Below are 15,121 nucleotides of genomic sequence, written 5' to 3'. Positions count from 1 at the left end.
CTCTCCCGCTTGCGGGAGAGGGGATGTTAAAGGTCGAAACGACGCCACGAACGCCACAAAAAATAAAGGAAATCGTATGCAAATTTATCGCATTTTATCCGCACTACTCAGTTATCCGCAGCCAGATCTGATCGCGGCATTACCAGAGATTCGTACTGAGCTGGCTGCCGATTCGGAAGTCCTGGAAGCAGTGCAACCCTTGCTCAATTATTTGCAAGAAAACAGTTTGATCAGCGTGCAAGAAAACTATGTGGGTACCTTTGATCGTACGCCATCAGTTGCCTTGCATTTGTTTGAGCACATCCATGGTGAAAGCCGTGATCGTGGTCAGGCGATGGTGGATTTGATTTCGGAATATCGTCGTTATGGATTTGAGCCAGAAGCGAGCGAATTGCCGGACTATGTGCCACTGTTCTTGGAGTTCTTGAGCCTAGTTGATGCAGACACCGCAGAAAAACTCTTGGGTGAAGCTATCCACGTATTAGCGGCGATTGGTATCCGCTTGCAACGCAAAGATAGTCCGTATGCGAATGCGTTTTTATTGCTGACTTCATTTACTGATGTGGTGCCGCAAGAACAAGGCGAGCCACCAGTGCGGGATATGGACGATGCGATGGAAACCTTTGGTCCGGGCGCGGATGGTGTTGAGCCTTTGTTGAAACCAGGTTTGTCTTGCTCATCCAGCGGAGCATCTGGCGGTGCGCAGGCGATTAATTTTTATCCACGTCAACCCAATGCTGCTGGTTCTGAATTGCGGGGCTAACTGTCGATTGGGGACGAGGCGCTGATTAATTTGTATGTGTTGCTCCTTCCCATTCAAGGGGAGATTCGTGGGGTTTCGCAAAGCATGCTTTGCGCCACGAATCTCTAAGACGCTTGCAAGCGTCGCGGTGGAAGGTCGGGATGGGGATGGGTTTTAGTAGGGTAAACCGTGCATTAATTAAACAACCCAAACCCATCCCCACCCTAACCCTCCCCTTGGAAGGGGAGGGAATACAGTAAGTTAATTTCATTCGGGCGTGAATTTTGGAATGCAAAGTAAATAAGAGGAAACATCATGGACTACTTACATCAATTTATCTATGGGATCTATCCCTACATCGCTCTGGCGATTTTCTTGTTCGGCAGCTTGGCACGATTTGAGCGCGAACAATACACGTGGAAGAGCGATTCTTCGCAAATGCTGCATGCCGGTAATCTGCGTGTTGGCAATATCTTGTTCCACATCGGCGTACTCGGTTTGTTCTTCGGTCACATGGTTGGTTTGCTGACACCTATCGTCGTATGGGACACACTCGGCGTGACACATGGTTTCAAACAAATGATCGCGATTGTGATGGGTGGCGTGTTTGGCACTTTGTGTATGCTTGGATTGTTGATTTTGATGCACCGTCGTTTTACCGATGCACGTATCTCTGCAGTGACCAAAACGGGCGATAAAGTCTTGTTGTTGTGGATTTTCATTACGCTGGGCTTGGGCTTGTCCACCATCTTTGAATCTTTGCATCACACTGATGGCCACATGATGGTTTTGTTGATGACTTGGGCACAGCATATCGTGGCCTTCAAAGGTGATGCAGCTACTTTCATCGTCGGCGCACCGTTCTTGTTTAAGGCACACTTGTTTATGGGCTTGAGCTTGTTCGTGATCTTCCCATTCACTCGCTTGGTTCACGTGTGGAGTGGTTTTGCGTCGGTTGGTTATTTGAGCCGTGCGTGGCAGTTGGTACGTCCACGCTGATCGTCATTCCTGCGAATGCAGGAATCCAGTGACGTCAGGTGATCAACGAAAGACACTGGGCTCCTGCCTGCGCAGGAGCGGCAATGAAACAAATTGCCAGCATAAAATTTTTAGGAGGCAATCATGCCCGTTATAGTCAATGGTTACGAACTCAGCGATGCTGAGATGGAAAAAGAACTGCCCGAGCACCAAGGTGCAGCTGATGCTATGAAAAGTGCGATGACCGCTTTGGTCTTGCGTCGTGTTCTGTTGGATAAGGCAAACGAGTTGGGTTTGCAAGGTGAGGATGAAGACAAAATCGAAGCCTTGTTGGTGCGCGAAGTGGTTGTGCCTAAGCCAAGTTCAGAAGAATGTCTGCGTCATTATCAGGCGCATCCACAGCGTTTTACGGTGGGTGAATTAGTCGAAGCAAATCATATTTTGTTTCAAGTGACCCCCGCCTTAGATTTAGATCATCTGCGTAAGCATGCAGAAATTGTGTTGCAGGATTTGTTGGATAATCCAGCCAATTTTGCCGCGATGGCGAAGGCGAATTCGAATTGCCTATCGAGTGAAGTCGGCGGCAATCTCGGGCAACTGACACGCGGCGACACGGTTCCCGAATTTGAAAAAGTGATTTTCTCAGCGGAAGAACACAAGATCGTGCCACGTTTAGTCGAGACCCGTTTTGGCCTGCATATCGTGCAGCTTGGTCGCAAACTGACAGGAAAATTACTGCCGTTCGAACAGGTAGAAAGCAAGATCGCTGATGCTATGCAAAGAGCTAGCCACGATCACGCGATGCGTCAGTATCTGCAATTGATGGTTGGACAAGCCAAGATTAGCGGCATAGAACTCGAAGGTGCGGATACGCCTTTGGTGCAGTAAATTTCAATAAAGTAGGGTGCGCCGTGCGCACCTTTGTAACGCAGGGAAGAGTGGCGCGCATGGCGCACCCCCTTGCCTTGAATTATGACTGACTAGAATTTGGAGCAAATCATGTCGCAAGCAATGATGAGTTTGGTGAAACAGCACCAAGAATGTGACGATCAGTTAAATCGCGTCGAAGCGGCTTTGCATAAAGCGGATCTGGCTTCAGCTGGTAGAAACTTCCGTTTGTTCGACGAGCAGTTAGAACATCATTTCCGTCTGGAAGAGGAGCGCTTGTTTCCTGCGTTTGAAAAAGCTACAGGCATGACCAATGGTCCTACGGTGGTGATGCGTGGTGAACACGCAGAAATCCGCGAACTGCGCGATCAGGCGATGGAGGAAATTGAAGAGGGGAAAATCGAATCTGCTTTAGCGACGATTGACACCTTGAATGTTTTGATCCAACAGCATAATGTGAAAGAAGAAAATATTCTTTACCCTATGTGTGGTGGCAGTGTACCGAATCTGATGTCCGTGCTCGGCATGGGCGGCTGTGGTGGCGCTTGTTCTTGCGCGGCTTGAACTTTTGAGCCCTTGATCCTTTTGCACCATTGATGTTTGGATATTGATGTCGCTTGGCATTGCGCGTAGTGAAGTCCATGATTTTGTCTGATTTGAATCATGCTGGATTGAATCATGTTCGACTTCGCTTTACTCAACACCAAGTTACCAACCTAGGTTGTTGATTGCTAGCTTTGCCATGTCCGCACCGAATATCCTCAATTACGAACTCGCCCCTTCGCCCGCAACCATCTTCGGTTGCTTGTTACCCGCGCCGTGGTTGGGTGTCGCCGCCGGGCTCTTACTTGCCTTCGGTCCTGCTGCCGGATTACCTGATCGCTACTCCCCCTTAGTCTTGGCTGTGACGCATGTACTGGTCCTTGGTATGTTGGCACCGATTATGGTTGGTGCATTGTTTCAATTATTCCCTGTCGTTGCCGGACAAGTGGTGCGCCTAGCGAAATGGATTGCACCTTTTGTTGCGGTGGGATCTGCCACGATCGCCGCCGGATTGAGTGCGGGATTTTTACAAGGCAATCCAAATGGTTTTGTGCTCGCGGCATGGGTAGCGATGATCTTGTATGGCGCGATTGTGCTGGCATTAGTTAGCGCAGCCTGGCGTATGTTTCTGCCAGTACATCCGGATGCAACCTTGAAAACCTTACGCGGTATTGCGCTGGCCCTAAGTTTGGTGATTGGATTAGGTGTGGCTTTGGCTGGTGCTTTTGCGGGCTGGTGGCAAGTCGATATCGCCTATGTCTTACGTTTGCATGTGGCGTGGGGCTTAGTTGGCTGGATTGCCAGCCTGGTGCTCGGTGTGGCATCAACCGTGGTGCCTATGTTTTGGCAAACCAGACGCCCGAGCCCGACTTGGCATAGGCACCTGCCGTGGGATATCTGGTTGGGATTACTGATCTTGTTTTTACCTCTATCCGACACTTTGTTAAAGCTGTTGATATCGGCACTGGCATTGTTCGTTTGTGTGCTGGCCTGGTCGTCTCTCCGTACATTATTGCAAGCAAAACGTAGCTTCGATCCTGCGTGGACCTTGTGGCTGGTGTGCGCTGCCAGTTGGGGCAGTGCGGCGATATTGCTTCTGTTGCATACGCACCTAGAGCATGTACTTGCACCTAGTTGGATCTCATTCTTACCGTGGTGGATAGGCGTGCTTAGCTTGGTTGGCGGCGCAGTCATGCCAGTCAATGCGATGTTGGGAAAAATTATTCCCTTCCTGATTTTCTTACATTTGCGTCGCCAAATTCCCATGGGCAGGCGCGTGCCCAGCATGCAAGTGGTGTTGCCACCGGAGCGTTTGCGCTGGCAAACATGGTTGGTGTGTTTTAGTTTGTTCAGTCTTTTGCTGCTTCCTCTTGCACCGGAATATCTGAAATATCTGGCGGGTTTGAGTTTCGCCGCATCGCAAGCAATGCTCGCCGTATTTTTGTTAATGAGTTTATTTCGCTATCGCCGGGAGTTGCGGAACAGTATTTTTCCTAGTGTGATTTGAATTTATTACTTATCCACTTTTACTTATCCACGTTGTCGCGCGCTCGTCACATTGTTGAGTGTAAATTCTATAGATAAATTTGCTTTCTTGCCCGCATTCTAATACGATCATGCGCTTGTCTATTTGACACATTTTGTTAAGTCTACGCATATTCCAACGCAGCCACATTCCTATCAAAATCCTTTCGGGGTTCGGTGTTGAACAAGCCATTTACATTCACCAAACCACATTCACCAAACCACATTCACCAAACCACATTCACCAAACCACATTCACCAAACCACATTCACCAAACTACAAGGATTTGTTCATGTTCAAAAAAATCAGCTTATCTATTTTGCTCGTCGGCGCCGCCATTTTTTCTCATCTTGCGATTGCGCAAAAAAGTGAAGAACCTAAACAAACTGCCGAAGCTTTTTTAGCAAGCATCAAATTTCAGCAAGGCAGTATCAAACTGCCTAACGGTGTTGCAACACTCAATTTGCCTGAGACATTTCGTTACCTCTCCCCCGACGATGCTGACAAAATTTTAGTACAAGCTTGGGGTAATCCACCCGGCGCTAAGACTTTGGGCATGTTGGTGCCTTCTAATACTTCGCCGCTCAGTGAGAGTGGTTGGGGCGTGATCATTACCTATGATGAAAGCGGTCACGTCAAAGATGATGATGCCGACAGCATTAACTATGACGACTTATTGAAAGACATGAAAGAAGCAAGCGTCGCGGCCAATGAAGAAAGAAAAAAAGCGGGCTACGGCGAAATGAATCTGGTCGGTTGGGCAGAACGTCCGAGTTATGACAAGCAAACGCATAAATATTTTTGGGCGAAAGAACTGTCAACAGGCCAAACAGAAAATACCTTGAACTACAGCATTCGCGTACTCGGACGCAAAGGTGTTTTGGTCTTGAATGCGGTGGCAGGTATGAAGCAAATTGCAGCGATTAAACAAGAGATGAAATCGGTGGTGGCATTTACTGAATTCGTAGAGGGCAATCGTTACACCGATTTTAATTCCAGCACAGACAAAGTGGCCGAGTATGGTTTAGCTGCCTTAGTCGCTGGTGGTGTCGCTGCTAAGTTGGGTTTCTTTGGTAAATTGTTTGCCTTACTGATTGCATTTAAGAAGTTGTTATTTGTTGGTGCCATCGCCGTGTTTGCTGGTATTGCAAAATTCTTTAAGAAAAAAGAATCGACATAATCACTTTGATTGCTCTGGCAATCGGTTGGATTGCGCGGAGTTTTATGAGGGTATTTCTGCATAGTTGGAGATACCCTAAGTTTTGACTGCGATGCTTGTCACCTCAATGTGAGCGCCCATGATCTCGTGCTCACTCTTGTATGCTTACCTCGAATCCTATCTGTTATGTTGAAATTATTTGGTGCTCTGTTTGCTGCAGGAAAATTAGGTAAATTATTTATCAGTGGCGGCAGTATGTTACTGACCGTGATTTTGTATTCCTGGGTGTATGGCTGGAAATATGCTATCGGATTTGTGTTACTCATTTTGATTCATGAAATGGGACATTTTGTCGCGGCCAGATTGTGTGGCATGCAAGTTGGCTTGCCGACTTTCATCCCCTTTGTGGGAGCATGGGTAGAGTTAAAGGATCAAGCTCATACCGTCGAGACGGAAGCCTATATTGCTTTTGCCGGCCCCATTGCTGGTACTGCTGCTGTCTTAATTTGTTATTGGCTGGGACGTCAATTGGATAGTGATTTGATGTTGGCGCTGTCTTATTCAGGATTCATTATTAATTTGTTGAACCTGATACCGATTTCTCCTTTAGATGGTGGCCGCATTACCGCGATTATTTCACCTAAGGTTTGGTTGCTTGGTGTGCCTTTATTGATTGCGCTCTTTTTGTACCGGCCAAGTCCTATGTTGATATTGATCGGCATATTGGCTTATCCGCAATTGAAGCTCGCATTCTCCAATACTATGGCGGACGGCTTACCTGCAGGGTATTACGAGGTGGCTTTCAATACGCGGGTTAATTACGGAGTCATGTATTTGTGCTTAGTGGTGTTTTTGGCCTTGATGAGTTATGAATTGCATGAAGCTCTGCCTAAAGCAGCTTTCTAAGAATGACGATGGCAGTGATATTGTTGATGGGATTTTTTCTTGATTAATAATGATTTTATGTTGTTAATGTGCTGTCGATCACTGTTTGGAATGATTAGGAATGGTAAGTAAGGGTAAGGAAAAATAGGTTGTGTTGTGCACTGCAGCTAAATTGCTGCCAGATAAATACTTTTAGAGCATTCCCCAGTTTTTGTCTGCTATAGTTTCATTACTGAAATCCACTTTGGTGGCATAGATGTTTTGAAAAAGGTGCTGGCATTGCAGTTCCATCTCAAACTAGCTCAATTGTTTAGCCATTTTTCTAGCGCGCTGCGTGCGCGCTTGTTCTGCTGTCTGCGCTCTTCGTCGTCGCGCTTATTGCTCTTATTGCTCTTATTGCCCTTATCTCGCTCCTTGGCCTTGTCGCGATTCACGTCGTTGTTCATTAGCCAAACCATCTTATTCTGCTCTATTCTAATAAGCTCCCTTCCCGTGCAAGCGGGCGCTTTGCATCGCCTTCGCTTTGATCATTTCAGCATCGATCAGGGCTTGCCTAGCACCGGCATCATGACCGTGTATCAAACTCGCAATGGCTATATCTGGATGGGCACCGCCAACGGTTTAGTTCGTTATGACGGTAGGCATATGCGCGTGTTTTCCCATTTGCCGTCGGATGTGAATACGATCAATCATGACCGTATCTTGAGTTTATTTGAGGATGGACAGCAACGCTTATGGATAGGCACGCGCCTTGGCTTGAATGTACTTGATTTGAAAACTGATCAGATCCAACGTATTTCCATGCCCGAGGATTTTTCTGCGAAAGCGCGGTTTATTTATGCTATGAGTCAGGCTGACGACAAACAGCTATGGCTGGGAAGTTCTTCAGGCTTATTACGTTTTGATACCGAGACTAAAAAATTTACAAGGTGGCAGCCTGATCCAGAATCGCAAGCGTATTTTAGCGGTGAAGTGCGTGCATTGATGAGCGACAAGGCAGGTGGGGTTTGGATAGGGCAAGGTCATCGGGTTGCGCATGTTAATCAAGCTGGACAGCTGCTTTTGCAATTCAAAGCGAGTGATGATCTGAACGATAAACAACTCCTGCCCAGCCAACGCCTAGTGCGAAGTCTGGCGTTTGATCATCAGGGACAATTATGGGTCGGTTTGACTGGTGGCTTAAGCATCTGGCGAATTAATCAGCAACAAGTTAGCGCGGTGCCTGTACCAATTCAGCTAAAGATTCCTAAAGCCAGTGTCGTCACGCTTTTACCTGATGATGAAAAATCGATGTGGTTGGGCTTCGGTGAAGACCAAGGCTTATTGCGTTGGCGCGAGAATAAAAATACCTTGGAAAAATTTGTCAATCTACCTTCGGTCAATAGCAGCTTGAGCGGCGATACCATCACCTCCTTAATGCTTGATTCGAGTGGCGGTTTGTGGGTAGGTACCAGTGATTATGGCGTCAGCCTCGTGGATTTACGTGGTAGAAGTTTTACGACTTATCTGAATATTCCTGGCGATGAGCGTAGCCTCTCACATCGCTTAGTGACCGCGGTTGTTTCTGAAAACGAAGAGTTCGCTTGGATAGGCACATTGGGTGGTGGTTTAAATCGATTACACATTCCTTCGGGTGATACCCAAAGATTTACGAGCAAACAAGCTGGAGTCGACTATATCCGCGTATTGATGTTGGATGATAAGAAACAACTGTGGATAGGGGGAGAGAGCCTGCAAGTTTTTGATCCGAAAACTGAACATAGTCGCGATGTCGATGTGGACAAGAATTTTCCTGTGGGTGCACGCTTCACGGCATTAGCTAAAGATTCACGTGGCGATGTGTGGGCGGGTAGTAGTGTGGGACTGTATCAAATTCAGTCTAACGGCAATGTACGAATATTTAAAGCCGAACCTGGAACGCCTGGTCGCCTGAAAGATGACGCGATTGATAGTTTGCTGGTTGATAAAGCGCAGCGCTTATGGGTAGGTAGTAAGGGAGCGCTGTATTTGTATGACGACCGTAAGGATAGTTTTCAAGCGATAGGGCGTCCGGCTCCAGGTTTGCCAACGCCAGAAAAGTTAGGCGTTACCAGCTTGCGTCAAGACCACACAGGGCGCATATGGGCCGCCACTATCTTGGGTGGTTTGGTTGAGGTTAGGCCGCGTGCGCCTACTGCCGACAATGACAGTGAATGGGAATTGATTTCTTGGGCCAATACTCCACAAATCCCCAATGACGTCATTGAAGCAATGCAAGATGCGGATAACGGCGAGATTTGGATGAGTAGCGAACGTGGTTTGATGCGAGTGCGACCTGAAACTAAACAAGGGCGCAACTTCCCTTCATTTGGACGCTTCGATGGGGCATTCAATTTTGCCGCTGCGGCGCGCGCACGTGACGGTAGCTTACTTTTTGGTGGCGTAGGATTAGTCTATTTTCACCCAGCTAGTATTTCGGATAATTCGATTGCGCCGAGGGTAGTTCTCAGCGATGTATTACTCTTTAATAAGTCGTTGATGACTTGGGCAACTAAGAAAGAACAAAGCGGCATTCACGATGCTAATGCTCGCAATGATGGATTACCTATCGACCTGGAAAGTATCGGTATTAGCGGCCCGCTGAGTAGTGCAAAGCGAATACAACTCAATTACAAACAAACTATGGTCAGTTTCGAACTGGCGGCTTTGTATTTCTATAACCGTACACAAAACCGCTATGCATGGAAGTTAGAAGGATATGACATTGATTGGATCTACGGTCAGGCCGACCGCAGCGTCGCGACCTACACTAATCTGGATGCAGGTAGTTATCGTTTGTTGGCGAAGGCCGCGAATCCTGATGGCGTTTGGAGTGAATCGGTTGAAGTCGTTCAGGTTGTCGTGTTGCCTCCATTTTGGCGCACATGGTGGTGGTATGGATTATGGATATTGGTCGTACTGGCACTTGCCCGTCTGGTTTATCAACAACGCTTGCGTAGCATACGAGAAAACCAACTTTATCTTGAGCGTCAGGTAAAAGCGCAAACTCAAGAAGTTGTTGAGCAAAAACGGCTGGCCGAAACTCAAAGAGAAATTGCCGAGCAGGCGCGTAATGATATCGGTCGACTAAGTGAGATTGGCCTGAAGATTACTTCATCGCTAGACAAGCGTCAGATTCTGGAAACCTTGTATCAAAGTATCCGCAGCCTGATTCCTGCGTCAACTTTTGGGGTTGGAATCGTCGATTGGGATAAACGCATTATCAGTTTTGAATACACGATACAAGGCGACAAATTCATCTTGCCATATGAACGTAGCTTAGACGCGAATGAGCAACCGTCTACCCGTTGCGTATTGAGCGGCCAAGAACTGATTGTTAATCATATAGAACATGATAGTCGCAAGCTGGATAATGTAATTGCCGACCGTATGGGCGATGATTTAGTGCGTTTGGAAGATGGATCTGAAACTGAAGATTCGCGTTCTGGAGTGTATGTTCCCATTATGTTGGGTGGTCGGGTGATGGGCGTAGTTGGCGCGCTGAGCAACGATACGAACGCCTTTAGCCTGAACGATTTGAATATTTTACGCACGCTGGCCGCGTATATAGGCGTAGCTTACGACAATGCAGAAGCCTACCGTCGCTTAACGATTACCCAATCAAAGTTAGTCGAGCAAGAAAAACTGGCCGCATTAGGATCTTTGGTTGCCGGTGTCGCCCATGAATTGAATACACCTATCGGTAATAGCTTACTTATGGCAAGTACGATGCAAGACATGAGTGAGAAGTTTTCACTCAAGGTGAAAGAAAATCAATTGCGTCGTTCTGATCTGGAAAACTATACACAAAATGCGATCAACTCTTCGGATCTGATTGTGCGGAGTTTGACCAGCGCAGCGAATTTGGTCAGTAGCTTTAAACAAATCGCTGTCGATCAAACGTCGGACAAGCGGCGTGAATTTGACTTGCAATTTTTCTGTGAAGAAGTGGCATTGACCTTATCGAATCGTAGCAAGCGTGAAGGACATGAAATTCGGGTTGAGATTGAAGCTGGATTGAGCATGGATAGTTATCCTGGCGCTTTAGGGCAAGTGTTAAACAATCTTATTATCAATGCGATGGTGCATGGCTTGCATGAGCGTAGTCTAGGTGTGATTACTGTACTAGGACGGGCGCTTGGCGATCAGCATATACAATTGGTGGTGCAGGACAATGGCGCAGGTATCACACCAGAAAACATAGAGCGTATCTTTGAACCATTTTTCACAACACGCTTGGGAACTGGGGGAAGTGGATTGGGGCTGCATATCTGCTACAACATTATTCATTCTGTCTTGGGAGGAACGATCACCGTGGATAGTATCGTGAATCTTGGCACAAATTTTACGCTGGTATTACCACGTCACGCGCCGATTAAAGCAGCCAATGCTGAAGGCAAGTCTGATAGCTAAATAGAAAGCTAATTCGAGACTGCTTGTGGATATTTGCCACTCCCCAGACGGCGCTTCAAGTAAATTTCACCATCTCGATGTCATTTCACATCGATACGTAAAATTGATTTGCGACAAATTTTATCCCCCAAAAGAACTAGACGTCTTAGCTTGGCGGCGAATTGTGCACTCACTTTAATAAGCACAAAATAGCGTCATGAAAAAATTTCTATCCTCCGCAGAGCAAGGGCAAGACGCGCAATTGATCGACCGCTTTGGCCGGCAATTGAATTACCTGCGCGTATCGGTGACTGATAAATGCGATTTACGTTGTAGTTATTGCATGCCAAAAGGCTTCAATGGTTTTGAAGAACCTGAAAACTGGTTGAGCTTTGCAGAGATAGAACGCGTCGTCGCTGCTTTTGGCCGAATGGGAGTAGGGCGCGTGCGCTTGACTGGTGGCGAGCCTTTATTGCGTAGAAATTTGCCACAATTGGTGCAGTCTTTGGCAAGTCATCCAGAAATTCGCGACATTTCGCTCTCCACCAATGCCACACAACTACATAAACACGCCGACGCTCTATATCAGGCGGGAGTCAGCCGTATCAATGTGAGTCTAGATAGTCTGGATAAAGCCTGCATGGAAAATATTACTGGGCGCGATAGCTTCGCCAGCATCATGGCGGGTTTGCAGGCCGGTAAGCGCGCAGGTTTTAAACCTATCAAATTGAATATGGTGGTGATGGGCGGCGTGAACGAACATGAAGTCAAACGCATGGCGGAGTTTTGTTTTAACGAAGGTTTTATTTTGCGCCTGATTGAAGCCATGCCCATGGGCAGTACCGGACAAAATAGCCAGTATCGCGATATCGGCCCCATCCGCGATGAATTGGTGAAACAATTTGATCTGGTGCCAGTTGCCGAAGAACTGGGTGGAGGCCCTGCACGCTATTGGAGTAGTCGTGATGGGCAGGGAACGATAGGATTTATCTCACCGATCAGCCAGCATTTTTGCGCTACCTGCAATCGGGTCAGATTGGCAGTCGATGGTACTTTGTACATGTGTCTGGGGCAAGATGAAAAATTTGAATTACGCCCTTTACTACGCGCCGGTATCAGCGATCAGGAATTAGAACAAGCAATACGCGAGGCGATAGAGTTAAAGCCTGAGCGTCACGAATTTACGACACAAAAACATAAGATCATTCGATTTATGTCACAGACAGGTGGCTAAGCAACAAGAGGCCAAGCAACGAAAGGCCAAGCAAATCGACATGGGAGAGCAAGATGGAAGTACGCAATATTCACCAATTTATAGAAGGGTTTCAGCGGTTCCAATCTAAGTATTTTTCTGGTGAAAAGCCTTTATACAATAAGCTCAGTAACGGGCAAAATCCAACAACCTTGCTGATAGGCTGCTGTGATTCACGGGTCGATCCTGCTTTGCTACTCGATTGTGATCCTGGCGATATTTTTGTGATTAGAAATGTCGCGAATCTTGTCCCTCCATGCAATGAATCGGGTAATCAGCAAGGGGTGAGTGCAGCGATACAATTTGCGGTCGAGGCACTAAATGTAAAGCGGATTATCGTGATGGGGCATGAAAAATGCGGTGGTATCCGTGCGCTGATGCAAGGTTATCAACCTAGTCGTGAAATTGATTTTATCGGACGTTGGATGCGTATTGTGGAGCCTGTTAAGCAGCAGGTGCTCAACCAACTAGGTCATTGTGCGACAGAAGTACAGAATCACGCCTGTGAGTTAGGGGCGATCATTTTGTCTTTGAATAATTTGCGTAGCTTTCCCTGGGTTGCTGAGCGCGAACTCAGTGGTGATATTGCCTTGCATGGCTGGTATTTTGATATGACGAATGGTGCTTTGCTGGCATACTCAGACAGAACCGACAGTTTTTTGCCTATGGTCTGCCCGCTTGGAGTTCCCCATGCGGCAGAATTAGCGACTACACTATAGCTGATGCATTTGCAGCGAGCCCCTATTGAGTTTCAACCTTGGTAAAGTAATCCACATGGACTCCGACAATCAATTACCTATCGGCAAACGACTTACTTTTCGTATCCTAATGACGACGGTGCTGGGGCTCGCCCTGACTTTGGCCGCCATTGGTTATACCTTGCTTTTGTCTTGGCAACTGGAAGGGGGCGGTGCAGCGATTAATGAAGCAGGCAGCCTGCGTATGCGCTCCTATAGACTGGCAATGGTGTTAGAACATGCACAGCCTGGTACTAGTGTGGAGCAAGAGCTGCAAGAATTTAATCGCACCTTACTTGATCTGCAAACCGGTGATGCGAAACGACCGCTGTTCTTGCCGCAAACTGCAGCGATTCGTGAACAGATGAAAAATGTGCAGCAAACCTGGCTGCAACATATCCAAGTCAATGCCAAAAAAGTTGCAGGTGAAACCGATCCGCAGTTAAAGCAAATTGCTTTGCAAAATTACGCGCTAGATTTGCCAGAATTCGTTAAAACGATCAATCAACTGGTGTCCTTGGTGGAGGTCGAACTTGCCGAAAAAACGACGTGGCTACGACTATGTCAAACTTCCTTGATATTCATGTCTTTGGCCGCCAGCGTGGCTTTGCTGTATCTCTTGTATTTGTGGATAGTCGGCCCTGTAACGCGTATGCAGGCAGGGATCGCACGTATGAGTAAAGATGATTTAAGCGTGCGCTTGCCGATAGAGACAGAAGATGAATTTGGTGTGCTGGCGCAAGCTTTCAATCAAATGGCGGATCACGTGCAAAGCGTGCATAGAACATTAGAAGTCAGGGTCGTTGAAAAGACTGCCAAATTACAATCGCAGAATCATGAAATTAGTACCCTGTATGAGATCGCGGCATTTTTGTCTGGGCCTCATGCGATCGAGGAATTATGTCGCGGTTTCTTGCATAGAATTATGCAACGCATGCAAGCCGATGGCGGTACCGTGCGCATCCTCGACAGTCAAAAAGATAATGTGCATATCACGGTGCATGAAGGTATTTCTGAAAAAATGATAGAGGAAGAACATTGCATCAAAAAAGATGATTGCCTGTGTGGCGCCGCTACAGAAAAAGGAATTATTTTAGTGCGTGATTTCCGTTTGCTAGACCAGCAAAAACGTTATCGTTGTCAGGAAGAAGGTTACGTCTCGCTTGCGGTGTTTCAGATTCAAACTCGGGATCAGGTAATCGGCAGTTTCTCTCTGCATTTTTCACAAGAGCGTATCGTGTCGGGGGAGGAGCGTCGACTCTTAGAAATTCTCGGAAAAAACCTCGGCTCTTCGATAGAAAATCAACGCTTGATTTCCAAAGAAAAAGAATTCGCCGTTTCACAAGAACGCAACTTATTGGCGCAAGGTTTGCATGACAGCATTGCCCAAGGTCTGAACTTCCTCAATCTGCAAGTGCAGATGTTGGAAGACTCTTTGAAACGCAACGACGTGCAAGAGATTCATGACATCGCACCGCTATTGCGCGCGGGTATCCAAGAGAGTTATGAAGATGTGCGTGAGTTGTTATTGAATTTCCGCACCCGCTTGCAAGACAGTAATTTAGAATCAGAAATGCGCAATGTCGTGGCGAAGTTCCAGCGCCAGACTGGCGTCCATGGCACGATAGAGTTCGAGGGTAATGGTGCTCAATTACCTTCTGAGCAGCAATTGCAAGTGCTGTTCATTTTGCAGGAAGCTTTATCAAATGTACGAAAACATGCACAAGCGAGTGAAGTTAATGTGATAGTCATCAATGATCGTGATTTCGCGATGACTGTGCATGATGATGGCTTGGGATTTGATATGGACACGGTCAAACAAAAGGGCGAAGATCACGTGGGTTTGCGGATTATGCAAGAGCGGGCCGAGCGCTTAGCCGCCCAGTTCTCGATCCAAAGTGATCTCGCTCATGGCACCACGATTGCGCTACATTTGAAGCGCGAAGAACGTCTAGTGGCATAATTCGATTTTTCTCATCAAGTAAAAAACATACGAAAAAAT

The 15,121-nt window shown here is 47.0% G+C and carries 12 protein-coding genes; 11 read left to right on the top strand and 1 reads right to left on the bottom strand.

The genetic code is table 11. From position 1 onward, the window contains the following. Positions 1-76 precede the first annotated feature (76 nt). The 7 genes from narJ (at position 77) to H8K55_RS04570 (ending at position 6,741) form a co-directional block, all read left to right on the top strand. Entirely contained in the window at positions 77-763 is a 687-nt protein-coding gene (gene narJ / locus H8K55_RS04600) for a nitrate reductase molybdenum cofactor assembly chaperone (RefSeq protein WP_186940894.1), read from the top strand. Between the two features lie 294 nt (positions 764-1,057). Beyond that, positions 1,058-1,741, top strand: coding sequence for a respiratory nitrate reductase subunit gamma (gene narI, locus H8K55_RS04595; protein WP_186940893.1), 684 nt, complete (start codon positions 1,058-1,060; stop codon positions 1,739-1,741). A 123-nt stretch (positions 1,742-1,864) separates the two neighbouring features. Beyond that, on the top strand, positions 1,865-2,608 hold the full coding sequence (locus H8K55_RS04590) for a peptidylprolyl isomerase (RefSeq protein ID WP_186940892.1): 744 nt from the start codon (positions 1,865-1,867) through the stop codon (positions 2,606-2,608). A 111-nt stretch (positions 2,609-2,719) separates the two neighbouring features. Continuing rightward, a complete protein-coding gene (locus H8K55_RS04585; protein WP_186940891.1) occupies positions 2,720-3,172 on the top strand; it encodes a hemerythrin domain-containing protein in 453 nt (150 codons plus the stop codon). A 178-nt stretch (positions 3,173-3,350) separates the two neighbouring features. Then, positions 3,351-4,658 (top strand): hypothetical protein, encoded by a 1,308-nt coding sequence (locus H8K55_RS04580; RefSeq protein WP_186940890.1) that lies wholly within the window; start codon positions 3,351-3,353, stop codon positions 4,656-4,658. A gap of 310 nt (positions 4,659-4,968) precedes the next feature. Then, positions 4,969-5,856 (top strand): DUF2167 domain-containing protein, encoded by an 888-nt coding sequence (locus H8K55_RS04575; RefSeq protein WP_186940889.1) that lies wholly within the window; start codon positions 4,969-4,971, stop codon positions 5,854-5,856. A gap of 165 nt (positions 5,857-6,021) precedes the next feature. Further along, the gene (locus tag H8K55_RS04570; RefSeq protein ID WP_186940888.1) at positions 6,022-6,741 is read left to right on the top strand and encodes a site-2 protease family protein; all 720 of its coding nucleotides are present in this window, start codon (positions 6,022-6,024) and stop codon (positions 6,739-6,741) included. Positions 6,742-7,022: 281 nt separating this feature from the next. Here the strand turns inward: H8K55_RS04570 and H8K55_RS04565 are convergent, their stop codons facing one another. After that, complete coding sequence (locus tag H8K55_RS04565) at positions 7,023-7,166, bottom strand: hypothetical protein (protein WP_222612360.1); 144 nt, start codon at positions 7,164-7,166, stop codon at positions 7,023-7,025. A gap of 61 nt (positions 7,167-7,227) precedes the next feature. Here H8K55_RS04565 and H8K55_RS04560 point away from each other — a divergent pair, with 61 nt between their 5' ends. From H8K55_RS04560 to H8K55_RS04545, 4 genes are all read left to right on the top strand, one after another. Continuing rightward, on the top strand, positions 7,228-11,151 hold the full coding sequence (locus tag H8K55_RS04560) for a two-component regulator propeller domain-containing protein (protein ID WP_186940886.1): 3,924 nt from the start codon (positions 7,228-7,230) through the stop codon (positions 11,149-11,151). Positions 11,152-11,347: 196 nt separating this feature from the next. Further along, a complete protein-coding gene (moaA, locus tag H8K55_RS04555) occupies positions 11,348-12,364 on the top strand; it encodes a GTP 3',8-cyclase MoaA (RefSeq protein ID WP_186940885.1) in 1,017 nt (338 codons plus the stop codon). A 53-nt stretch (positions 12,365-12,417) separates the two neighbouring features. Continuing rightward, positions 12,418-13,101, top strand: a complete 684-nt coding sequence (locus H8K55_RS04550) for a carbonic anhydrase (protein WP_186940884.1) — start codon at positions 12,418-12,420, stop codon at positions 13,099-13,101. A 55-nt stretch (positions 13,102-13,156) separates the two neighbouring features. Then, complete coding sequence (locus H8K55_RS04545; RefSeq protein WP_186940883.1) at positions 13,157-15,082, top strand: type IV pili methyl-accepting chemotaxis transducer N-terminal domain-containing protein; 1,926 nt, start codon at positions 13,157-13,159, stop codon at positions 15,080-15,082. Positions 15,083-15,121: the final 39 nt, after the last annotated feature.

This window comes from Affinundibacterium flavidum (assembly GCF_014284175.1).
Lineage (GTDB): Bacteria > Pseudomonadota > Gammaproteobacteria > Burkholderiales > Burkholderiaceae_D > Undibacterium > Undibacterium flavidum.
Note: the sequence above shows the minus strand (reverse complement) of the source record. Positions and strands in the feature narration are given on the sequence as shown.